We start from the raw sequence: 23083 nt of genomic DNA, 5'->3' as shown, positions 1-23083 counted from the left end.
TTTTGGTCTTAGCAAATAGAGAGGTATTTTGTGGCTTTAGTTAGAAGTTTAGTTGATGGAGATCTTGAAGGTTTTAGACAAGAATTTGAATCTTTTTTAGATCGGTGTCCATCTTTCTTGTATCATGTGAGTGTAGGTCGTTTCCTTCCTGTCTTCTTTTTTAGTATGTTTGCTACTGCACATAATGATGGTATCTTAGATGAAAATGAGAGGGTCTATTTTCGTTTTGATAATCATGGTGTTGATCTACGTACGGGTGAAGATCGAAATACAGGGAATCTAAAAGTTGCTGTTCTAACTCGTAATCGTGACGGACAGCGAGTTGTTAGGTGTTACAGCATTTCTGATCGCCCTAACAGTGATGGGTTAAGGTTTAGTGTAAGGGAGAGAGATTCTCTAGTACAAGAGGTTATACAGCAAATCAAGGTTTAAGGGCAGAAGATCTAAGTTTTGAGCAATATAAAGTATTCATGCATGGAAAGGGCAAGAGTCAAGGGGAGGCAATTGCAACAGCATTCGAAGTGATTCGTGAAAAAGATTTTAGAGGTGGAAATAGATTTGCCGAATATTCGGCATCTGAGGTTGATTGTCTTAGACGAGAAATCTTAGAAGATCACACAGTGAGAGTTGATGGTTTAAGAAAAGCAATAAGAAGAGTGATTCACGATGGTAGGTTCACCGAAGACCAAATAGAACAAAGTCTCAATGGTATCATCAATTTTACACAAGTTAGGCTGGATCGACGAGTCTACAACTCTATAGAAGAGCTAGCAAGTAGAAACGTGCAAACTGTGGAAGAGAACGTCAGAGTAATTTTGAGGTACATAACTTACATCTATCGTAATTACAAACAAGTGCTGGAAAATAATATTGAAAATCGCAATCAAAAATTTGAGAGTCACGGATTTTTCTTAGGGTTTTTAGCGAATTTTACTCATCTCTACGCAATAGATATTGACCTTGACTTGTCTTCTAGAAATTCACATGTTGCTTTTCTTGTACGTCGTCAAGCAGAAAGAGAAAACGTTCCTATTGTTATTAATCTTGCTACAGAGGAAACATTGTCCAATACTGCATTAGCCCTTGCCATAGGTCACGCTGAAAGGTTACATGCTTCTTCATTTATATCCATCCATACTGGATCAAGGAATGCTGTTTGTGTTCGATTAAATTTTAATTTAAATCGAATTCCTTTTAGGATTGATACAGTAAGGCTTCAACAGGGTAGATTTCCTTTAGTACAAAGGTTATTTGAGTGTGTAGAGGAAGAAACTAGAGAAAATATTAGAGATTTCTTGCTTCAACATCTTCCTACTGAAATACCAAGAAATGCAGAGAATTATGACACAATATTTGATTGTATAACTGGTTTTGCTTTTGGAAGTAGTGCTTTTACTAGAAATTATTTAGAGCTAGAAGAGGGAGGAGATCAAGTACGTGTAAAAAAGTATATATTTAGATATGATAATGAGGATTTAAGAAAAAATGCTTTAACTATGGTTTTCCATGCTCAAGATTTTCCTATAGTTATACTTGACATTAGAACACCCCATGATATACGATCAATAAAAGCCATCGCTCTACCACCAGGTTATAATGGTGCTGTGAATAGAGTTACATACATACTTAATAATCAATATGTACTAAATGTTGTATTAGATAGATTTAATTCGCCTAATCATTACCTACATAGAAATAGATATGCTTCTTTTGATGGTAATCTTATAGAAGTGCCTAATGCTGAAAATGTACATAATACTTTGAATCAATTTATGAATGATGGCTGGCAAGATAGAGGTCAGCATCAAGAATTATTCAGAGCTATTTCTAGAGTATTAATGCCAGAGAATATGAATGGTAATACGATAATAGATGTAAATGGCGAGTACAGGTTTCGTTCTATACTACATGGTACATTTTATGCTAGTGATAATTCTTATAAAGTGCTTGCTAAGTATAAAGTTGGTCAAACATATAGTTTGAAAAGGGGGAGGGAAGAAGAAGGAGAAAGGGTAATAATCACACAAGTTACAGAACAGGGATTAGATCTTTTATTATTAAGACAACCTACAGAAAGTGATACAGATACTCATCCAATTGGATATATATTAAGATTTGCTAGTAATGCAGAAGAAATAGCACAAGAGGAGAATAAAGCAAAATATCAAATAACAGAACTTATGAACAAGCAAAGAGGATATATACCTATTACTTCTGGAAATGAGGTAGTTTTATCTTATGCTATATTTGATAGAAATGCATGGGTAGCAGAAGACCTTATATCTATTCCACAAGAATTGTATGTACATAGACTTGATCGTCGTGGTCGCGACTTAAGGTCAGGAGGACTAGTGGGACCTGAAAGTGTTATTGATGAAAATTTTCCAGGAAATCTATTATCAGATCAGACTCGCGAAAATTTTAGGCGTTTTTACAGAGAAAAAGAACCAGGACAGAACTTGATTTTTTTGCTTGATATAGGTGACGATCTACATGTTCCGTTTAGTTACTTGCAATGTACTAGAGCAGAGGCAATAGAAATACTAAGATCAAGGATAAGAGAAGCACGTAATGCCACTCCTCCTCCTCCTCCTAAAGCACAAGGAATATTAGAACGAATAAACAATATTCTTAGAGGTCATAATCGTGGTACTATACAAGATGTTGATAATCTGATTACACTAGATTTTGCAACAGACAATGGCTATTATCGTTATTGGCTTCAACAGCATGATATACCTTATGTTGCAGGGGCACAAAGATATAATTTCCCAGTTGAGAGTGAAATGCGGTTTCATATTATGGGTATTGCAAATGGCCAGGTCGACGTTTTAAAAACTCATATTAGACGTTTTAAAAATGAGGGAGGTGTAGAACCTCGAAGGTCAATTTTAATTGTTAATTTAGGTGGTAATCATTGGGTCACATTAGTGATTGATTACCGAAATGGAAATTATATTGGGTACTATGCTGACTCACTTGGTCATGATGCTCAAGATGTTATTAAACGAGTTTTAGGAGAGAGTAATATTATTCTCCATAATGTTTCTGTTCAGCAGCAAACGGATGGTTATAATTGTGGCTTCTGGGCATTGGAAAATGCTAGAGATATTAATGAAGTTTTACAACAAAATAACAATCTTGGAAACCAAGGTAGAGGTGTGTTAGATGAAATGCGTAATTCTCTTACAGTAAATGTTCCAGGCCTGAATAATCCAGTTGATCCAAGCAATCCTAGAGATGAAAATTACTTTCAAGTTCTGAGAGTGGAGGTTTCAAGAGAACTTCAAAACTTGAGTACTAATGCTGGTAGAGCTCGTTACGTTACTACTGATGCTAATGGTCATGCTAATGTTAATGAATCCATGATTTTTACTATAAACAATCAGAATAATTCTGAAATCAGTCGCTTACTATTTAGAGTACTTAAAATTAACATTTCCTCATGTACAGTCATTACACTTCGATGAAGAGCAACAAGCAGCACTTTTGCAGTTTGTATCTAGCAGCTTTCCAAATGCATCTATTGAGTTAGTAAGACAAGGCCTTTATTTGCCTTCTTTTGAAAAGCGAGGAGTTAATGTTAATGGTAAATGTGTAGCAATTACCCGTGGTTTATCTCAAGCTTTATCTTTATACAAAGACAAATCATTTTTGAATACTCTAAAAACTTCAACTGAAATTTATGAGCGTATAGCTCAAGGTAAGCAGATATCTAGAAAGGAAGAAAAAGAGGCTTTTACTTTTAGTAAGCTGCTTAGTAATTTTGAAGAGCAGGTAGATTGTGTTACAAGCACTTTGCCTTCAAGTTTAACTCATAGTAGGAGTTATAAAATGCTTAGTGATTTGTCAAATTATATAGCTGAAATTGATGATGATTTTGCTCTTCACTTAGTAACAAGTAAGCATGTTGTAGCCATTTACAGAATAGGTGATAATTACGCGTATTTTGATAGCAATGCGGCATTTATTTCTGAGCTAAAAAGCGTTGATCAGCTTATGCAAGTTGTGGAGAAAGGAATAGAATTTGCTGGCTATGAAATGGGAGAAAAAAGCTTTCTCATTGAACACTTTAATGTTAATCAAGCTAATGACCTATTAGCTGATAAAGATAAGCAAACCTTAACAAGAGAAATACAAACAGAACGACAACTTCTTGCAAAACAAGATAAAGAGCTTGGTGTGATTAAAATTAACAGTCAAAAAGTATCCAGAGTACAATTATATGACTTCGGAACTAAAATTAATGTAAAAGGTAGCGTACCGTTGCTTATTAATGCTAATATGAAGTTAAATAGCGAAAAATTTCTGGATTGTTTAGATAAAAAAGAAGTAAGCATGACAGCTAGAGAATACCTTGATAACTTAAAAAATAGCAAAAATGTAAAAGAGGTAGTGCAAGCAACTAAAGCAATTCCTTTGAAAGGTTCAAGTCGAGAAGTTAAGGAGGCAGAACAAAAACGTAGCCCAGAGCTTAAGTTTTCTATGAAGCAATTAATAAAATATCTTTTGACTGCTGTAATTAGTAGTAAGCAGAAAAGCCAACTGTCAGAGAATAATAGCAAAGTAGATGATAATCCTAATCATTATTTAAGTAATGTAACAATAAATAATCAATCAAAAGAGTCACAAAGATATCAATCTGTCTTTCTGAAGTTGTGCAATTTCATCTACAGAAAGGCCTGTTGTGTGGGAGATAACATCAATGGAAACATCAGCCTTAAGTAGGTTTTTTGCCACTACTATTTTAGTCTGTTTTTCGCCCCTCTCCTCGCCGATTTGGATGCCCTTTTCAGTAGCATCATCAAGTTTTTGTTCTAAGATAGCTTGTTCATCAAGAAGGCGTTTTGATTCTTGTTCGTAAGTTCTAAGTTCAACATCTGACCAATTGAATCTGTCTAGCTCTGTATACGCTCTTTTAATAATCTCATCACTTCCTATTATTCTTTCTAAATCATGTTCTCTTGTTTCAGCAGCATATCTAAAAAAGTAAGCCCACTTTTCGACTATATTGCTCAGTTGATCTTCTTTAGTCTTTGGAAATTTTGGCAGTTCAATAAATACAAAGCAGAAGTCTTTTAAGTTGTTTTCATAAGTATTCATATCAAGAATGGAGTGATAAGATAAATATCCAGCCTTTCCTGGAAATACCATGTAGTCTGCAATAGCAATAAAGATAATTTCTTTTAAATTGTAATACTGATCACCTTTATCAGCTTGGGTTGCATAGGCCTTAGCAGCATAGTATTGAGCACGTTTTTCGAAACCTTTTGTCTTAGCGACCTGCATCTCAATTATGTATTGGGTTCCATTAATATCCCTACATAAAACATCAACAATACTTTGTTTTTTAGCAGCAATATCGGGATCTTGAATGGTAGTTAGAAATTTTACTTCCTGAATTTGCTTCAGTTCCAGCGGCGCTAATGTATCATTTAGCAAGATGTCGTTAAGAAAATGGATCAGAATGTCCTTATTTTTTTCAGTACCAAAGATACGGCGAAAGGCTATATCATTTCGAACGTCTAGAAACTTAGAAATAGCCATGATCAAGGTACCTAAAAAAGCATCGTTAATTGTACATTATTATTGAGAAATATTCAATACTTTATAATGCAAGTTTGTTTTGGCTATAGTTCTTATTATAGCAGTAAAATCATACCTAAATTAAAGTATAAAGTGTATTCATTTTTAAACGGACTGTTTTATATGCCCTTAGAACGCAACTTTAAGCTTTGCTGGTCAAATTATCTTATCTTTTACTATCTCCTCTATAAATGCATCTAAAATCTCAACACATCAATTTTTCATTTTTGCATGATTTTATGTTAAGGCAGAAGTCACTGTAAGTTCGAAATATTCAATTTGCTTTATAGTTTCTTTAGTATTAATTGAAATTGTTACCTTGTAATCTAATCTCACTAAAAAAGTTAAAAGTCTCGCTAATGAAAAATTTGCAGGTTTTGAATTTCTGATACGGGAAATGTCTGCAAGAGCTGTCTGTAATATATGTGCGACTTCCTTACTACTCCACCGATTATCATCTATTATTTGATTGATCATTTGCACCAATATTTCTTTTGTATGAGCTTTAGTAACATTTATTATTTCCATTCATCTTATTATTATATCAAAATTAACATGAAATTAGCAGAAACTCTACATAAATCCATCATAAATTATTGGAAAAATGCTATAAATGGAGGTATCCTGTGAGCATGTGGAAAAAAAAGCTAAAGAAAATAATAAGAACACTGAAAGGAATTTCTATAGGCAAATTTAGTGATACACTATTTTTTGAGTGCGAGTTATACAAAACTATTTCAAGTAGTACATGCGATTTAGGTAGAGTAAAGTCATTATTAGAAAATGGGGCTGATCCAAACGAATGTAGTAGCAATGGCAACACACCCATTATACAAAGCAATCTTGCTGGAGAATGTACCGGTTGTAAAACTATTACTAAATTACAACGCAAATCTTTTTATAAAGAACAAAAAAGGCAAAACTTCATATGAACTGTCTGAAGAAAAAACGCTGGTAAAGGATCTATTTGAAAATGATAAAGAAGTTAACCGACTAGTTTTAATACAAGAATTACGCCATGCAGTACTTAGTGGTAAGGACTAGGAAAAGCATTTAAAAAGAAATGCTCATAGTTGATTTTTTTTAAATGCTAAACAAATTAAGTTTCTTAACATAGAAAAACTAAGATTTTGACACTATTTGAAACTTCAATGCATAACCTAATAACAACTGAGCAATCTCTTCATTGTGATTTAAGGTTGCTATGTCCAGTGGAGTAACACCTTTGCTGCCCTTAAAATTAATCTCAAGAAGAGGGTTAGCATTTTTCTTTAGTAACATTTCTACCATTCCCTTATTATTATTAATTGTAGCAATATGTAGAGGTGTGCATCCATGTTGGCCTATTGCATTTACACTTGCTTTATGTTGTAACAGAATCTCTACAGTACTTTCACAGTTGCCTGATATTGCGATATGTAAGGGCGTATTGTCATCAAAATTTAGAGAATCAATGTATCCTTGATTTTTAATAAGTATTTTTAAAGTTTCATTATAGCAATTCTTAGCTGCCAAATGCATAGGGGTGTGACCTCCTTTATCTTTACAGTCTATTTTGGCGTTATTTTTTACCAGAGTTTGCACTATCTCCTCAAATCCATTTTGTATAGCAAAGTGTAGAGGTCTATCAAATTTAGTATTGTAAACATTAACATCTGTACCATACTTGATAAGAGTGTTCACAATATCTAAGTAACCATTCTTAGCAGCAAAATGCAAGGCAGTGTTACCATCACCATCATGTGTATTGATATCTACACCATTTTTGATAAGGAAACATACTACCTGATGCAAATTGTACTGAGCAGCAAAATGTAGACATAGAGCACCAAATTTATTACTAAAAATAATATATAAGATAACTTTAAACTTTTGGTATCTATTAAATTTTTTAGATAAAGAACTCAACTTTTTTTCTACATTCATTTAATCCCTCTACTATTAAATGTTCTAATATCCAAGTTTACAGCGGCAAACGTGTTATCTAAGGAGAGAAAGTCACCCTTCTCCCCTTGACTTCAGAACCGGACTTGATAGTTTGCCCATCATCCGGCTCCTCTGTAATTTGGTGTTTGTCATACATACTTTTAATGTAAGCAATCATGGCAGTGTCCATGCATCATGGCTAAATTCTTAATGTTGTTATTGCTTCTATTTTCGTCCCGGTGATGTACTTCTATAACGTCATCAGATCTAAAATATAATTTACAATAATCACATCTACCTTTTTGCATTTTCAGAAGCTTTATTACTCGTGATGGCTTGTCTGATACCTTACTTAAACGTTTACCCCAATATACCCAATCTCCATCATATGGGGATTTGGATCCAATCACTTTGACATGCCGCTTAATAGCATGGTCTGCGTATTTGATAAGATATATTCCATTGCTTGTCATAAACCTCCAATTGTCGTTTTTATACTTTCTAAAGTACATTTTCCTTATCCAGCATCTTCCCTTATTTGGATGTTTACGTACCGCCCATCTCCAAAGCATTCTAAGATATTGATAAGCATTCATTTAAATCTGAGTTTTTAGAGTCATAGTTAAAAAATTAATATTAATATGCTAATGTCAGTATATTAAAAGCATTCATTTTATCAAATGCTAAAGTTATGTCTAATGTTGTTCACACTAACTGCTATAGAAAGTTGCTATGCTTGCTCAACTAAAGATTATAAAAAAAGCTATGTAAAATTGTTTTATAGTGAAGTACTCTTTGCTAAATTAGAAACAGTTACGTTAAATGGAAAGCAGGAGCCAACAATCAGTAAAAAAGACTTTGCGTTTTTTGGTGGATTTGCATTAGGTTATAATCAAAATAATATAAGATCTGAGTTTGAAGTCATTAACTCCAGAGTGAAGTATAATAGCGATATCTTGTATACATATGCAGGGATAGCGAATTTCCAATATGAATACAACATTGAAAATATACCCTTTACACCATATTTGGGAATCGGAATGGGATTTGGCATAATACCAAAAGTTGAAGTAGGTATATTAGAAGACAAATTAAATGATTATTATATTTCCCTGCCAATATTAGCTTATCAATGTAAATGTGGTATAGACTATCAGATCGCTCCTGAAATGAAAGTTTCTATTGATTACCGCTATCTCTAGCAATTTGCAGTCTTTCATCAAATTGTTCAGCATAACATAGGTATTGGAATAAGTTATAATTTTTAATATGAATTTTCTTTTTTTATGTAGGTATTGCGCACTTAGTATGTTAATTATACATGCAACGTGCTTTGCCGCTGAACATTTAAACTTAGAAGATTGTGGAAAAAAACAAGAGAAAAATTTCTACATTAATCTCAGCCATCAACAGGTTCTCTCTGAAAGTGTAAAAACGTCTGAATATCAAAATGAAATAGAAAACATTAGTTACCATTTGAATAGTATCGCTTTGGGCTAAGCTACTTACAACAGTAGGTTTGAATATGAGCTCATTTACTTTAGCGAAAACCTGATCGAAAATGTAAGGGCTTCTGAAGTCCAACATGAACTTCAATTATATCATTACATAGGTATGATAAATTTTTACTACAATATGGATACAAAACCTTTTGTGTTATATAGTGCAATTGGTGGAGGGTTTGGCATGCTTGAAGACAAGGGAGAAGAAGGTTTCCTTCCAATTTTAGCATACCAAGGAAAAATAGGTATTAGCTATACCTTAACTAAAAATACAAAAGCCTTTTTTGGTTATAGCAACTTTAATACAGTTTCACTAATACCAACAATATGCAGAAGTAAGAACAGCATAGAAATTGGAGTGAGTTATCATTTTTAATTTTCTTTAAAACTTTCAAGCACTTGAGAAGTATCTGCAAGCGTTGATTTTCCTTAGCCCCCCCTGCGAAAAGGTAGAAAGTAGGTAAAAACGACTAAAAAGCATGTAAAATGAAAGTTTTAGAAGAGGGAAGATGGCAATAAGTTACGTAAAAATAGCAAAAACACCATATGTTTTTAGACAATTGACAGGGCTCACAACATCTGAATTTGAAAAAATCGTGGAAAAAGTGCGTCCAGAGTGGGAAAAAATGGAGGCTAAAAAGAAATGCCATGGCAGAAAATCGCATGTTGAGGTGCTAGAAGACAGGATTTTATGTGTTCTAATTTATTATAGAACGTACATAACGCATCCATTTTTAGGGTTTTTGTTTAATTTGCACAACTCAAATATTTGCCGACTTTTGAAGAAAATGGAGCCATTATTGGCCAAAAAAATTGCGATAAAAAAGGATAGAACGCTGACTCCAGAAAGGATTTAAAAATTTTAGCAGATGTCACGGAGCAACCGATACAGCGGCCAAAAGACGCAAAAAAACGTAAAAATCTTATTCCAGAAAGAAAAAAATGACCACGATAAAAACCGAAATTGTGATTGAGGGAAATGGGCAAATTTTGTCAGTTTCAAGATCACATCGAGGTCGAATACATGACTTTCGCATAAGGAAACAGGAAAAATTGTTGGCCAAAGATAGCATAAAATATGCCGATTCTGGGTATCAAGGTTGGCAAAAACTGCAGAAAAACGTTGTGATTCCGTACAAAAAACACCGTAAAAAGCCACTAACGGAGGAGCAAAAGGAGCATAATCGGAAGCTGGCATCGTTCAGGATGCGTGTGGAAAATAAGATTCGCGAGATCAATGTTTTTAAGATTATGTCAAATATTTACAGAAATTTTCAGAAGAAATACAACATGAGATTTAATATTATTGCAGGTATTGTGAACTTGCGGCATAGTTTTTAATAATTTTTGGGCTGGGGATTTCTACCAGATTTTATCAGCAACTTGCTTCACATTGTTTCGCAGGGGGTCTAAGGAATTGAAAAGTGCAAAGAGATTATGACAAGCACGTTTATAAAGAGCGGCATTTGATCGAGTGTTTTTTCGGTAAAATCAAAAACTTCAGACGGATTTTCTCCAGATTTGATAAAACTGCTGTAGTTTTTATGGGGTTTTTGAATTTCGTTGGCGCACTTATATGGCTCTCATAAAATTTTGTTCACAGGGCCTAGGAGAGTTTGCTAATGTAGGCTCTTAAGTTGACGCCATTACGTGAACGGTTACACTGCCAACTTACCAAGTAGAAAATTGTTGCAAAATCTATTAAAACATGAATATAAAAGTAATGTTATACATAAGTGTTGATAAAAAGCATTAGACAGGTTACAGAGCTCTTGGTATCATAAAAGTTGTTTGCCTTAAATAATAAAAAGCTGGAAGGGTGGCCGAGCGGCTGAAGGCGGCGGTTTGCTAAACCGTTATACGATTGAAAAGTCGTATCGAGGGTTCGAATCCCTCTCCTTCCGTTTAGTGTATTTGAACCATTTTCGCAACCGTTCGCAGATTTCTAGTAGCTGTTCACACGTATAAAAAGAGATTTACAAAAATAGCATAAGGGTGTAGAGAGAGTAAGCCAAGTAAAGAGGGGTGAATGATAGAGGTGCTACAAGAGAAGATTGTGGTGTTGGAGTCAGAAAGTGCCAATCTCAAAATGGAGATAGAAAATCTTAGGAAGGGAATAATAGAATTGCAAGACAAGCTGGGTTTAAATTCAAAAAACTCATCTCTACCACCATCGCAAGATGTATATTGCAAAAAGGCAAAAAAGAAGAGCGATAAGAACCCAGGGTGCTCAGGACATGAAGGGCACAAGCGAGAGTTAATAAGCCCCCTGCGAAAAGGTAGAAAACAGGTGAAAAACATTAAAAAGCGTATAAAATGAAAATTTTAGAAGAGTAAAATAGCAATAAGTTATGCAAAAGTTTCAAAGACCCAGTATATTTTCAGGCAATTAACGGGTCTGACAACAGAAGAATTTGAAAAAATAGTGGAAAAAGTGCGTCCAGAGTGGGAAAAAATGGAGGCGAAAAAGAAATGTCACGGAAGAAAATCGCATGTTGAGGAGCTAGAAGACAGGATTTTATGTGTTCTAATTTATTACAGAACGTACATAACGCATCCATTTTTAGGGTTTTTGTTTAATTTGCACAACTCAAATATTTGCCGACTTTTGAAAAAAATGGAGCCATTATTGGCCAAAAAAATTACTATAAAAAAGGATAGAACGCTGACGCCAGAAAGGATTTTAAAAATTTTAGCAGACGCCGATACAGCGGCCAAAAGACACAAAAAAACGTAAAAAATCTTATTCCAGAAAGAAAAAAATGACCACAATAAAAACCGAAATTGTGATTGAGGGAAATGGGCAAATTTTGTCGATTTCAAAGTCACATCGAGGTCGAATGCATGATTTTCGCATAAGGAAACAGGAAAAATTGTTGCCCAAAGATAGCATAAAATATGCTGATTCTGGGTATCAAGGTTGGCAAAAACTGCAGAAAAACGTTGTGATTCCGTACAAAAAATACCGTAAAAAACCACTAACGGAGGTGCAAAAGGAGCATAATCGAAAGCTGGCATCGTTCAGGATGCGTGTGGAAAATAAGATTCGCGAGATAAAAATCTTCAAAATAATGTCAAATGTTTACCGCAATTTTCAGAAGAAATACAACATGAGATTTAATATTATAGCAGGAATTGTGAATTTGAGGCATAGTTTTTAATAATTTTTGGGCTGGGGATTTCTTACCAGATTTTATCAGCAACTTGCTTCACGTTGTTTCGCAGGGGGTCTACTGTTGTAATTGATATTTCATCTGCTTTCTCATTAAAAAATTCGTTGAGAGTTTTCGATAAATTAGTTATTTTGCTTATTATAAGTTCTCTTGTTTTGTTTGATAAGTTTAAGAGGACTTATACCCTATTTTTTCCTTCTCTCCGTCAACTTTCCTCTCACTTTTCCTTAACTTGACAAGCATGGTTTATTTAACACTCCCTACTGTTTGTTGTATATGCTGTTGATGAGGAGTTAATCTTACTGCTTGTATACTACAACTTGGCTTTAAATAAGCTTTCATACTCTCACTTGCAAGACGATTAGCACCCCCTCTCTGAACTATCTCTTCTGACAATTTATTTACATAGCATTGGGCATCTTTTTTAAAAGTCTTTTTTATATTTTCCATCATAAAAGCATTTTTCATGAATGAGCTAATCTCTTGCTTTTGAAGCTTTATTGCTAATTGACGATCACTTTCCTCTTGTTGCAATTTTTCTGTAAATTTGCGATCTTCTTGCTCTTGATGTTGTTTTGCTAATTTTGGATCCAATAAAGGTATAGATTTATCTTGCACTACAACTTCAGCTCTAGAATAATGGTTTGCTCCAAGATATATCGTTTCTTGCTTTTTATTACCCCATAATTGCTGATTTCTCTCGTAACCTTTATTTATCATTTCTGGATTTGGTTTAATTATTTCACTACGTGTATTATTTTGGGAAAAAACTTCGATTTCAATATTAGCTAAGGATGCTAACATAGGAATTTCATCGCGAAAAATAAAATAGCCTTGCTGACTTATACTATTTCTATATGCATCATAAAAACCTTTATCATTAAAAAATGTTTCCATTACGCTATCAGTATTGGTAATATATTCGTTTTTATATCTTTCTTTAGTAATGCTTGGATCAAATATAGATGCACAACGTTCTACATCTTCTCCAATATATTCTAGCAACTTATTTTTATTTCTGATAAAAGTGTCTATTTCATAAAACTCTTTTTTATTATTTGGGCTCCTAGCATTACGCTCTTCAATAATATTTTTCATTACTTCATAAAGTTGTTTTTGAAACTCGTTATCTACACTAAATTTTCCAGCAATTGCATTTTTTAAATCTTCAATTTTCTTTCTGCTATCTTCTAAAACCTGACCAACCTTTTTTATTATTTCCTGGCATGATCTTCTTAACTCCGGTCTATTATTTAATTCATCAGGATTATTCAGTAAACTCTGAAAAAAAGTTTTTAGCTGATCTTTTAAAGCTTCTGGCATTCTTGGATCACCTAATGACTCAAACTGACTTAAAAACTTATGCCACTCTTCCCTCATTTCTTGAGCTTTATCAGTTTTATATGCACCAAAATTATTAGTACCAAATATAGAATGAAGAAGGCAATTTCCATCTCCCACAGTGTTATGTTTCTTAACTACTTGATTGCTAGAAGATATATTCTGAGGTTTAACTTGATCATTTTGTTTTACACTGCCAAAAACCTTCCTCCAATTATATCTACCTTCTAACCCGAATTTTCTACTTTCTCTTTCTGCTACATATACTATATCTTCTCTAAAAACATTCTGCCTGCCATCAAACAACCAACTTAAAGCCTTGAAGATTTGCATCAAAGCAGTTTTTAATTCAAAATTTCCTTCATCCCTAATGGTTTTCCTTTCGATTTTTCGTAAGTTTTCTAGATTCATAACATTTACCTTCATACATATATAGGCTATTTATTATTATTTAATAAAAGTGTTAACTAATGGTTAATTAATTAAGTATAGCAAAAACTTTTAAATCGTGCAATAGTTATAGCTTTACATAGCAAATATGAGTTTTAACTGTGGTATAGTGGGATTGCCAAACATTGGAAAGTCAACTTTATTTAACGCGCTTACAGAGTCAAGTGCTGCTGAAGCTGCAAACTACCCTTTCTGCACAATAGAGCCAAATGTGGGCAAAGTGGCAATAAAAGACTCGCGCTTAAAGCAGATTGCAGCAATTGCTGGCTCAGAGAAGTCAATCTACAATCAATTAGAGGTTGTTGATATTGCAGGTCTTGTGAAGGGTGCAAGTAAAGGAGAAGGTCTTGGCAATAAATTCTTAAGCCACATTAGAGAAGTTGACGCTATTGTTCACTTGCTTCGGTGTTTTGCCGATGATGATATCACTCATGTACATAATGAAATAGATCCAATTTCAGATGCTGAAGTGGTGGAAATGGAGTTGATTCTAGCTGATATTGATAGCATAGAAAAAAGGCTGCCGCAGATGGAAAAAAAAGCAAAGCAAGGTGATAAAGAACTGAAGAAGCAACTTGATTTAATGCAAGAGGTGCTTACTGCGCTAAAATCTGGCAAACCTGCAAGAAGCTTAAAAAACCAGGACGCAGAAGAAATGAAATTGCTTCAACTGCTAACAACAAAGCCTGTGATGTACGTCTGCAATGTTGAAGATACGAATGTTATAACTGGCAACGAGCTATCTAAAAAAGTGCAAAAAATGGCAGAGGAAAATCAAAGTAAATTTTATTGTATTTCAGCAAAACTCGAGGCAGATATTGCAAATCTTGAGAGTGAAGAGGAAAAACAGAGCTTTTTATCAGAATTTGGCTTGCAAGAGTCAGGGTTGGATTCAATTGCACGCATCATGTATGAAGTGCTAAATATGATAACTTTTTTTACTGTAGGTCCCAAGGAAGCACGAGCGTGGCCAGTGAAAATAGGGTCAACAGCTGATAAAGCTGCAGGGGTAATTCACACTGACTTTGAAAAAGGCTTTATAAAAGCAGAGACGATAAGTTTTGAAGATTATATAAAATATGGAAATGAATCAGCTTGCAAAGATGCAGGCAAAATGAGATTTGAAGGCAGAGAGTACGTTGTTAAAGATGGAGACATAATGCACTTTAGGTTTAATGTATAGCTAATTAATTAATATTTTAAATAATGTTTAAAAATAAACTTGATTTTTATGCCGAAATATATAATAATTAAACTATATATCTTAAATTAAAGAAATTATGCATGAGGACAAGTTAAAACAAATATTAAAAAAAGTAAATGCTATTCCAGATCTGAATAGTTCTAATGTAATTGACAAAATAAAAGATATATTACAAAAAGAAGATTCAGATGCATATGCTATATGGGAACAGAATTCTTTTCAATTAAATGTGAATTTTGAGTTCTCCAAGCCGTACTTTAAGATCAGCACGATAAAACGTCTTAGTCTATTAGAATTAGTTGTTTCTGCGGACTGTGACAATGTGCTAAAATTTCTAGTGGAGGCATCAAAAAATTAATCTTCAGAATAGAAGGATTTTTGGTTTTTAGGGAATATGAAACAAGTATCGAAAGAATATTCTGCGATGAGTCGAGATTTGCTATACATTCAAAAATTGGACATGGGTAATTCAGAAAAGGTATCCGCACTCAGGTAAAAGTAAAAACCGGCAGGCAGAATTTTTATAGCCACTAACACTGGAATCCATATGATGGATTCCAGTTATGAAAGAAACTAGATCCCCTGCAAAACAAGCAAAAAACAGGTGAAAAAGACTAAAAAATAGACCCCCTGCGAAAAGGTGGAAAGTAGGTGAAAACGACCACAATAAAAACCGAAATTGTGATTGAGGAAAATGGGCAAATTCTGTCGATTTCGAAGTCGCATAGAGCCGAATGCATGATTTTAGGATACGAAAGCAGGAGAGGATGCTGCAAGTAGATAGTATAAAATATGCTGGCTCACACCTACCGCAATTTTCAGAAAAAATACAACTTGAGATTTAATATTATTGCCGGAATTGTGAATTTGCAGTATGGGTTTTAACTTACCTTACTTTTGGGTTATCTCATGTTTTAGCTAGTCCAACACTGCTTCGCAGCGGATCTACCGTTAGTTGATGTTTAGCACTTGACTTGTCGCTTTACGGGATGTTCGTACAGCTGTGAACTTATTCGTGGTATGACGTTGAGAAGTCTTACTTATCTCAGCTATATTACTTAAATATTAACGATAAACTTTAAGTCTTTTAAAGTCTTCTTCGGCATGATATGAGGAGCGAGTTAGTGGACTTGATGCAACCATTAAAAATCCTTTGGAATAAGCAATATATTTATAGTGTTCAAATTCTTCTGGAGTTACATATCTATCTAGTTTTGCGTGCTTTGGAGTTGGTTGTAAATATTGGCCAATTGTAATGAAGTCAACTTCGGCACTACGTAAATCATCCATAACTTGAAATATCTCTTCTTTTGTTTCTCCAAGACCAACCATAAACCCGGACTTCGTAAAAAGTTTAGGATTAATTTGCTTCACCATTTTTAGTAAATATAAAGAATGAAAATAACGAGCCCGTGGCCTTATTTTTGCATATAGTCTTGGCACTGTTTCGATGTTATGGTTATAAACATCCGGCGAAGCAACAGCAACTGCTTCAAACGCTCCTTCCTTATTTAAGAAATCTGGAGTTAAAATCTCTATAGTTGTTTCAGGGCTTGTCTTTCTAATTTCTTCTATGCATTTTATAAATTGATTTGCACCGCCATCTGGCAAATCATCGCGGTCAACAGAGGTAATGACCACATGCTTTAAGTTCAACTTTTTTATAGCTTTCGCAAGATTTTCTGGCTCATGGGGATCTAATTTATCGGGAATTCCAGTTGCAACATTGCAAAATGCGCAAGCACGAGTGCAAACAGAACCGAGAATCATCACGGTAGCATGGCGTTTATTCCAACACTCACCGATATTTGGACACGCAGCTTCCTCACACACTGTATGCAAGTTATGCAGTTTAACAATGTTTAAAGTTTCGTTAAATACTTCACCGGTTGGAGCTTTTGCTCTGAGCCACTGAGGTTTACTGTGCATAACTTATGATGAGACGGCTTGCTGCTTTGCTAAAACTTTTTTTAATCTTTTTTTGATTTTTTGTGCTTCTTCACTTAATTTAATTGTTCTTGTGTTAAGCAGAAAAGCATCCAGATCACCTTTATAATCTATGGTTCTCAAAGTTCTTGTTGCAATGCGAAAACTGAATTTTTCATTCAATATTTCACTCATCAACGTGACCTTATGTAAATTCAGAAGAAAGGTACGTTTTGTTTTACGGTTTGAATGTGATACCTTATTACCAAAAGACTTTTTCCTATTTGTTAATTCGCAAATTCTACTCACTTTGATGTTACCCAAGTTGTTCTATGATTTCAATTTACATTATATCGTAAAAAAGTCAATACTCTCTCTGCCTAATTTTTATACTAGGCCCTGTGGACAAAATTTTAAAGTAACTATATAAGTGCCCCAACAAAATTCAAAAATCCCATAAAAACTTCAGCAGTTTTATCGAGGCGGGAGAAAATCCGTCTAAAATTTTTTATTTTGCCAAAGAAACATTCGATCAAATGCCGCTCTTTATAGATATGCTCATCATAGTATCTTTGCACTTTTCGGTTTCGTTTTGGCGGAATCACAACGTTTTTCTGCAATTTTTGCCAACCTTGATACCCAGAATCAGCATATTTTATACTATCTACTGGTGGTCGGGTCGTTTTCTTTTTTCCTGAGTAACTTTTCTATCGTCTGCTTTAAACTTTTGCAAAATTCTAAAAGATCAACCATATCACCTCACAGCTACTCTATGATTACCTTTTTAGCATATCTTGTCTATTTACTTTTACCGCTCCCTGAACGGATACATTTTATCAGCAACTTGCTTCGCGTTGTTTCGCAGGGGGTCTCTGATTAAAGTTTCACTTCCACTAATGGAATATTGTTCCAACTGTTACTTCCATAGTTATCAATAGAAGAATTTAAGTAATCTGTATCGAAGCGTACAGGCACATCAAATTCAAAACTTGCAGTGATTACCACCCCGTTCACTGGCGGCTTTATAAATGTTATTTCTCCAGTTGAATAATTCACTGAATATTCACTCTCTTCTTTGCCACTTAAGTAGATTTTTACTTTATCTTGCACTGGCTTTTTGATTACACGAACATGTTTGTCTTCGCCACTTATATAAGTTTTAACCAATTGGAAGATTGTCTGTCGATTATCTCCTATTCCAATTTCTTGATCGCTCACTATAAAATCTGACCAATCCTTAAAGCGAAATCCTATAGCTTTCCCTTTTCTTGCGTGAAAAAATGTTATTAATTCTAGTAATTGCTCGTTTGATCTGACTCCATAAGCTATATTATATTTAGCACGTGCATTTGACCAATTAATGTTGCGCTGTTCACGACCATTATGAGTCATTACAATATCAGTAGAAAATTCTGGCCCTCCTGTTGAACCGTAAGATATATCTTCTGAAAATCTAATTTCTGTAAATGACATATAAGCCTCCTTATAAAAATAAAATTGAAATGTGTATATAAAATTTAGTATGGTGAGTTGATAAATATAGTTGTCGTTCCAGCGTGTAACGCTGAAATCCATATATTTTTATTGGATCACAGAGTCAAGCGCTTGGATTATTGTCAAACTATAGAGGTATATAATAATTCTTGTTTAGCCATTAAAAACATGTGACTGATAATAATTATCACAGATACTATGAAGCTTATCATATTTCTGCTGCAATTTTTGATTACCTTCTTTTAATGTTTGATTAGCTTTTTCTAATTCTGTTGCGTATTTAGAGAAATTCTCATAAAGCCTATTACACCGCTGCTGTAATTCATCATGTTTCTGTTGTAATTCTTCATGAAGTCTTTCGCATTCTTTGTAACGTTCTTCACACTTATTAACAACACCATTACAATAATCGGTGTACTGAGATTCTATTTCGTGGTCAATCATTATTGGGTCTCCATAAAAATAAAAACTTTATGGTAAATTAATTGCGAATCTATTAAATAGTCTATTCGTTTTGCTTGTTGCTTAATTCATCTACTTTCCTGCGCAATACACTTAAATCAGTAGCTCCTACGAACAGGCTATCACCAATTATTAAAAAAGGTACGCTACCTACACCCAAGTCTCTCACTAGAAGTTTGCTGCTATTTATCATTTCCCCGATTTTACCCGCATTATTTTTTATAGAATTATTAAAATCATCCTCATTAATTCCTATACTTTGCGCTATGTCCAATATATCACTATCTGAAAATGCTCCTTTATGATTTAAGGCAGCATAATGGAAGTCGAAATATTTTTCTTTATCAATAAAATGAACTGCTAAAGCACTTTTTGCTACTTTTAAAGAATTATCACCGAGCATTGGAGCGTCTCTAAAGATGTATTTAACTTTACCGTCATTAATTAATTGTTTTATATCGTTCTTTATAGTTTTACAATATCCACAAGAATAGTCAAAAAAGCCTACAACCATAACGCTGCCATTTTTATTTCCAGAGTGAGGATAAGTTAAGTCAAATATCTCATTTTTATATTGTGATATCTTACTTTTGGCCACATTATCACGAGCTGTTTGGTTGCTTTTATTTGACTGCTCTTGAAAGGTTTTTACAACTTTATCAAAATTTTTACTTATATAATTATCTAATCTTTCACCTATATAATCATCACTCATCATTTGACTGCGGCTTGAAAGCCAATTGTTTATTATTGGTAAACTTGCTATTACTATGATCAAAATCAATAAAAAAGATATTCTAGACATACAACCTATTTGAAAACTTATAAATAATATATCACGGGTTACTTTCAATTAAACTAAAATTTTCTTTTGTGTATCAGAATGGAGATTGCTGTTGCTTTCAATCAAGTCTTTTAATTTATTTTCTCTGACTTTAGATTCTGCAAAGGAACGAGCTTTTATGTCTTCATCAAAGAGCTCTATTGATTGGTTAACCATATTTTCAATATCAGCTTCGCTTAAGCCAAAACTTGAATTCACTTCAACTATTTGCTCAATTTCCGTGGTTTTTTCTCTGGCACTGACAGTCAGTATTCCATCTACATTCACTGTAAATTCTATCTCAATTCTTGCATAGCCTGCAGGTAGTAGCGGTATGCCTTTAAGCTCAAACTGTGCAAGCGACTTATTGTCACCTATCATCTCACGCTCTCCCTGACAAACGTGAACTTTCATTGCTGTTTGCCCATCAACGTAAGTTGTGAACTCTTTTATTTCTGAAACCGGCAATGGAGTGTTTCGTGGTATGATTTTTTCAACTATGCCTCCCATAGTTTCTATGCCAAGCGATAATGGCAGAACATCAAGAAGAATATTCTTATCTTTTAGATTGGAAGTTAAATAATGAGCCTGCAAAGCTGCACCACTCACAACTGCTTTATCTGGATTGACATCACTCAGTATTTTATTTCCAAAAAGTTTAGTTAATGAATTTTTAACTAATGGTACTCTGGTTGCACCACCAACTAAAATTATTCCTTTTATATCTTCAATCTTAAGATCTATATCGCTTATAGTACGGTTTACTATGTCGATAGTTCTATTAACTAAAGACCGGATTGCCTGTTCAAATTCCTCTCTAGTTATTTCACATTTGAATAACTCACCATTAATATTAAACTCAAAAGTGCCTGAAGCGTTTTCACTCAGGTATTCCTTTACAGTACGTATATTGTAGACTCCAGCGCCATGTACTTCATGTTCTAATTTGTAGGTGGTTTGCGTAGCAGGTGGTGTCATTCGAGTAGCTGACACTGGAATCCAGGAAGAAAACAAATGAGTTTCAGAATCATCCAACGATGAATTATTGCCTACTTTCTCTCTATACTTATTAAGCACTATTGAACTTAGCAAATGATCAAAATCATCACCACCGAGTTTAGTGTCACCGCCCACTGCAAGAACTTGAAATGCCCCGTGGTGTAATTTCAATATCGAAATATCAAACGTTCCTCCACCCAAATCATAAACTGCATATATTCCGCTATTGTTATTCTTTTCAATGGAGTAAGAAAGCGCAGCAGCAGTTGGCTCATTAATAAGACGAAGCACTTCTATGCCAGCAAGCTTTGCCGCATATTTAGTTGCATTACGCGCTGAATCATCAAAATAGGCTGGCACAGTGATAACCGCTTTTTGTACCCTGAGACCTGTGGATTTTTTTACTCTTACGCATAAAGCTTTTAATATCTCAGCAGAAATTTCAACAGGAGTGAGATATTTCTCCTCTGCACATTTTACTCTGATAACTTTTCCACTTTCGTGGTCTATTTCAAAATTGATAGTCTCTTTATTCAATTCCTCAATGCTTTTACCCATTAGTCGTTTTATTGAGTAGATTGCTTTTGTATCTACATCATAGCCGGTTTTTAACGTATTATTTTCATATGAAATAACAGAAGGCAGTAGCTCTCTTCCTTGCTCATCTTTAAATATTTCCAGATTACCGGTTTTGTTCACCATGGCAATTAAAGAGTTGGTAGTCCCAAGATCTATCCCAAAAACTACTTTATCAGGGTTATGTCTGTTTGGCTCAGAAATTTGAATTGGCTGCATTTTTCTTTACCTCCTCAAATGACTTGTATAAATATTTTAATCTTAAAACTTGTTTGGCAGCTTCATTATTTTTTTTTTTAGCGAAAGCATTAGTTAGATTTTTAATACATTCTTTTATTCTTTTGTCGATCATTCTACTTGCAAATTGAAGGTCGTCACAATCCAATAGATATTCCCTTATCTCAATAGATTCATTCAATGTTTCAGAATTTGGGTGGTCATTTTGACTTTTTACATCAAAAAAATCCAGCAAGTGTTCAGCACGTTTTAGTGGTGATTTTAGCACCTGATAAGCTTTGTTAATATTCATTATGTTTTTAGATTGCCCTTCATTTATATCAGTCCTGCTTAGCTCAATGTATTTCTTCTCTAGCTGATCAATGCCGATATTGAAAGCTGGCTCAATTTCAAATAACGCAAAATAGTTGCTAGACATGAAAGCTTTCTCCACAGCCACATTTTCCTTTTTCATTGGGATTTTTAAAAATAAAACCTGATGAAAATTTTTCTTCTACATAATCCATTTCAGAACCAAGCATAAACATTAGAGATTTTGGATCAATTAGTACTTTAACTTTGTGGCCATCACTGCAGCTTCCTTCGATTACCGACTCAAAAGGACGAATATCATATGCATATTCAATGTCGTATTTTAGACCAGAGCATCCTCTTTGTTTAATTAACACCCTAATACCAATTGCCTTTTCATATCCCTCATCATCCCCAGATTCATATCCTTCATCACTTTCTTCAGTATTTTTTTTGGTATTATCTTTCTGATCCAATAAATACCTTACCCTACCAAGGGCCCTATCTGTTATAGTGATAGGATCTTTGTTCTTTTTTGTAACCCCACTTTCTTTCAAGCATTCACTCATTACAACCTAGTTAATTACTGTAGAATTATTTTCCTCATCTTCCGATTCATATCCTTCATCATCACTCTTGTTTTGTTTGCTTTGATAATCATGAATAGCAGCTTTTATAGCATCTTCAGCAAGAACTGAGCAGTGTATCTTGACTGGAGGCAAAGATAACTCTTGTACTATTTGAGTATTCTTTATCTGTGTAACATCACTAATAGTTCTTCCTTTTATCATTTCTGTTAACAAGGAACTTGAAGCAATCGCAGAACCGCAACCAAAAGTTTTAAATTTTGCATCTTCAATAATACCTTTTTCATTGACTTTTATCTGTAGCTTCATAACATCGCCACATGATGGTGCGCCAACTAATCCAGTGCCAACGTTTGGGTCGTTTTTATCCAGAGAGCCAACATTCCTTGGATTTTCGTAATGATCTAAAATTTTCTCATTATAACTCATAAAACTACCTGTAAACCGCTACCTTATATTATAACACATTTAGGCTGAAAGCCAAAGTATAAATTATATTTGAGTTA

The 23083-nt window shown here is 34.0% G+C and carries 24 protein-coding genes, 1 tRNA gene and 5 pseudogenes; 15 read left to right on the top strand and 15 right to left on the bottom strand.

Annotated features, from left to right (window positions below; translation table 11 throughout):
* The first annotated feature begins 30 nt into the window (after nucleotides 1-30).
* Genes AAGD89_RS05750 through AAGD89_RS05740 form a run of 3 tightly spaced genes read left to right on the top strand, consistent with a single transcriptional unit; the run spans nucleotide 31 to nucleotide 4728 of the window.
* A complete protein-coding gene (locus AAGD89_RS05750) occupies nucleotides 31-432 on the top strand; it encodes a hypothetical protein (protein WP_341808108.1) in 402 nt (133 codons plus the stop codon).
* A gap of 38 nt (nucleotides 433-470) precedes the next feature.
* Nucleotides 471-3470, top strand: a complete 3000-nt coding sequence (locus AAGD89_RS05745; RefSeq protein ID WP_341808107.1) for a cytoplasmic incompatibility factor CifB — start codon at nucleotides 471-473, stop codon at nucleotides 3468-3470.
* Between the two features lie 19 nt (nucleotides 3471-3489).
* Nucleotides 3490-4728: a hypothetical protein gene (locus AAGD89_RS05740; protein WP_341808106.1), complete on the top strand. Its 1239-nt coding sequence runs from the start codon at nucleotides 3490-3492 to the stop codon at nucleotides 4726-4728.
* Here AAGD89_RS05740 and AAGD89_RS05735 read toward each other — a convergent pair.
* Together AAGD89_RS05735 and AAGD89_RS05730 are read right to left on the bottom strand one after the other, a co-directional pair.
* Nucleotides 4627-5547, bottom strand: a complete 921-nt coding sequence (locus tag AAGD89_RS05735) for an Rpn family recombination-promoting nuclease/putative transposase (RefSeq protein WP_341808105.1) — start codon at nucleotides 5545-5547, stop codon at nucleotides 4627-4629. The genes AAGD89_RS05740 and AAGD89_RS05735 overlap by 102 nt on opposite strands.
* A 276-nt stretch (nucleotides 5548-5823) precedes the next feature.
* A complete protein-coding gene (locus tag AAGD89_RS05730; RefSeq protein WP_341808104.1) occupies nucleotides 5824-6114 on the bottom strand; it encodes an XRE family transcriptional regulator in 291 nt (96 codons plus the stop codon).
* A 285-nt stretch (nucleotides 6115-6399) separates the two neighbouring features.
* On the opposite strand from AAGD89_RS05730, the gene AAGD89_RS05725 reads away from it, so the two are divergent.
* A complete protein-coding gene (locus AAGD89_RS05725) occupies nucleotides 6400-6630 on the top strand; it encodes a hypothetical protein (protein WP_341808103.1) in 231 nt (76 codons plus the stop codon).
* 78 nt (nucleotides 6631-6708) lie between these two features.
* Here the strand turns inward: AAGD89_RS05725 and AAGD89_RS05720 are convergent, their stop codons facing one another.
* Complete coding sequence (locus AAGD89_RS05720; protein WP_341808102.1) at nucleotides 6709-7512, bottom strand: ankyrin repeat domain-containing protein; 804 nt, start codon at nucleotides 7510-7512, stop codon at nucleotides 6709-6711.
* Nucleotides 7513-7673: 161 nt separating this feature from the next.
* Entirely contained in the window at nucleotides 7674-7985 is a 312-nt protein-coding gene (locus AAGD89_RS05715) for an HNH endonuclease signature motif containing protein (RefSeq protein WP_341808030.1), read from the bottom strand.
* Between the two features lie 225 nt (nucleotides 7986-8210).
* Between AAGD89_RS05715 and AAGD89_RS05710 the strand changes: the two genes are divergently transcribed.
* The 7 genes and pseudogenes from AAGD89_RS05710 (at nucleotide 8211) to AAGD89_RS05680 (ending at nucleotide 12175) form a co-directional block, all read left to right on the top strand.
* Nucleotides 8211-8714: a P44/Msp2 family outer membrane protein gene (locus tag AAGD89_RS05710; RefSeq protein WP_341808101.1), complete on the top strand. Its 504-nt coding sequence runs from the start codon at nucleotides 8211-8213 to the stop codon at nucleotides 8712-8714.
* A 412-nt stretch (nucleotides 8715-9126) separates the two neighbouring features.
* Nucleotides 9127-9390 carry a P44/Msp2 family outer membrane protein gene (locus tag AAGD89_RS05705; RefSeq protein WP_341808100.1) on the top strand — a complete coding sequence of 88 codons (264 nt, stop codon included), beginning with the start codon at nucleotides 9127-9129 and terminating at the stop codon, nucleotides 9388-9390.
* A 133-nt stretch (nucleotides 9391-9523) separates the two neighbouring features.
* A pseudogene (locus AAGD89_RS05700) lies at nucleotides 9524-10355 on the top strand (transposase family protein).
* 80 nt (nucleotides 10356-10435) lie between these two features.
* Nucleotides 10436-10603: pseudogene (locus AAGD89_RS05695) on the top strand (IS5/IS1182 family transposase); the annotation flags it as partial.
* A gap of 224 nt (nucleotides 10604-10827) precedes the next feature.
* Nucleotides 10828-10918, top strand: a tRNA-Ser gene (locus tag AAGD89_RS05690).
* A gap of 125 nt (nucleotides 10919-11043) precedes the next feature.
* Entirely contained in the window at nucleotides 11044-11334 is a 291-nt protein-coding gene (locus AAGD89_RS05685) for a DUF6444 domain-containing protein (protein WP_341808099.1), read from the top strand.
* A gap of 18 nt (nucleotides 11335-11352) precedes the next feature.
* Nucleotides 11353-12175, top strand: a pseudogene (locus AAGD89_RS05680) (transposase family protein).
* Nucleotides 12176-12433: 258 nt separating this feature from the next.
* On the opposite strand, the gene AAGD89_RS05675 reads toward AAGD89_RS05680, so the two are convergent.
* Entirely contained in the window at nucleotides 12434-13954 is a 1521-nt protein-coding gene (locus AAGD89_RS05675; RefSeq protein WP_341808098.1) for a hypothetical protein, read from the bottom strand.
* A gap of 112 nt (nucleotides 13955-14066) precedes the next feature.
* Between AAGD89_RS05675 and ychF the strand changes: the two genes are divergently transcribed.
* The 4 genes and pseudogenes from ychF to AAGD89_RS07330 form a co-directional block, all read left to right on the top strand.
* On the top strand, nucleotides 14067-15161 hold the full coding sequence (gene ychF / locus AAGD89_RS05670) for a redox-regulated ATPase YchF (protein WP_341808097.1): 1095 nt from the start codon (nucleotides 14067-14069) through the stop codon (nucleotides 15159-15161).
* A gap of 97 nt (nucleotides 15162-15258) precedes the next feature.
* Complete coding sequence (locus tag AAGD89_RS05665; protein ID WP_341808096.1) at nucleotides 15259-15540, top strand: hypothetical protein; 282 nt, start codon at nucleotides 15259-15261, stop codon at nucleotides 15538-15540.
* Between the two features lie 50 nt (nucleotides 15541-15590).
* Nucleotides 15591-15707, top strand: a pseudogene (locus AAGD89_RS05660) (IS630 family transposase); the annotation flags it as partial.
* A gap of 129 nt (nucleotides 15708-15836) precedes the next feature.
* A pseudogene (locus AAGD89_RS07330) lies at nucleotides 15837-16067 on the top strand (hypothetical protein); the annotation flags it as partial.
* A 180-nt stretch (nucleotides 16068-16247) separates the two neighbouring features.
* Here the strand turns inward: AAGD89_RS07330 and lipA are convergent.
* From lipA to iscU, 10 genes are all read right to left on the bottom strand, one after another.
* Nucleotides 16248-17111 (bottom strand): lipoyl synthase, encoded by an 864-nt coding sequence (gene lipA, locus AAGD89_RS05645; protein WP_341808094.1) that lies wholly within the window; start codon nucleotides 17109-17111, stop codon nucleotides 16248-16250.
* 3 nt (nucleotides 17112-17114) lie between these two features.
* On the bottom strand, nucleotides 17115-17417 hold the full coding sequence (gene rpmB / locus AAGD89_RS05640; RefSeq protein ID WP_341808093.1) for a 50S ribosomal protein L28: 303 nt from the start codon (nucleotides 17415-17417) through the stop codon (nucleotides 17115-17117).
* Between the two features lie 113 nt (nucleotides 17418-17530).
* Nucleotides 17531-17728: a hypothetical protein gene (locus tag AAGD89_RS05635; protein ID WP_410541847.1), complete on the bottom strand. Its 198-nt coding sequence runs from the start codon at nucleotides 17726-17728 to the stop codon at nucleotides 17531-17533.
* A gap of 256 nt (nucleotides 17729-17984) precedes the next feature.
* Nucleotides 17985-18581 (bottom strand): TIGR02217 family protein, encoded by a 597-nt coding sequence (locus AAGD89_RS05630; protein WP_341808092.1) that lies wholly within the window; start codon nucleotides 18579-18581, stop codon nucleotides 17985-17987.
* A gap of 174 nt (nucleotides 18582-18755) precedes the next feature.
* Entirely contained in the window at nucleotides 18756-19046 is a 291-nt protein-coding gene (locus AAGD89_RS05625) for a hypothetical protein (protein ID WP_341808091.1), read from the bottom strand.
* 61 nt (nucleotides 19047-19107) lie between these two features.
* Nucleotides 19108-19869 carry a DsbA family protein gene (locus AAGD89_RS05620; protein ID WP_341808090.1) on the bottom strand — a complete coding sequence of 254 codons (762 nt, stop codon included), beginning with the start codon at nucleotides 19867-19869 and terminating at the stop codon, nucleotides 19108-19110.
* Nucleotides 19870-19917: 48 nt separating this feature from the next.
* A complete protein-coding gene (locus AAGD89_RS05615; RefSeq protein WP_341808089.1) occupies nucleotides 19918-21681 on the bottom strand; it encodes an Hsp70 family protein in 1764 nt (587 codons plus the stop codon).
* A complete protein-coding gene (locus tag AAGD89_RS05610) occupies nucleotides 21659-22117 on the bottom strand; it encodes an iron-sulfur cluster co-chaperone HscB C-terminal domain-containing protein (protein WP_341808936.1) in 459 nt (152 codons plus the stop codon). The genes AAGD89_RS05615 and AAGD89_RS05610 overlap by 23 nt, the downstream gene beginning before the upstream one ends.
* Nucleotides 22110-22559 (bottom strand): HesB/IscA family protein, encoded by a 450-nt coding sequence (locus AAGD89_RS05605; protein ID WP_410541846.1) that lies wholly within the window; start codon nucleotides 22557-22559, stop codon nucleotides 22110-22112. The genes AAGD89_RS05610 and AAGD89_RS05605 overlap by 8 nt, the downstream gene beginning before the upstream one ends.
* A 6-nt stretch (nucleotides 22560-22565) precedes the next feature.
* Entirely contained in the window at nucleotides 22566-23006 is a 441-nt protein-coding gene (gene iscU / locus AAGD89_RS05600) for a Fe-S cluster assembly scaffold IscU (RefSeq protein ID WP_341808087.1), read from the bottom strand.
* Nucleotides 23007-23083 lie beyond the last annotated feature (77 nt).

Origin of the sequence: Wolbachia endosymbiont (group E) of Neria commutata (assembly GCF_964026735.1) — a bacterium.
In the GTDB taxonomy this organism is placed as follows: Bacteria; Pseudomonadota; Alphaproteobacteria; order Rickettsiales; family Anaplasmataceae; genus Wolbachia.
The sequence above is the reverse complement of the archived record's forward strand: the minus strand, read 5'-3'. Positions and strand labels throughout refer to the sequence as shown.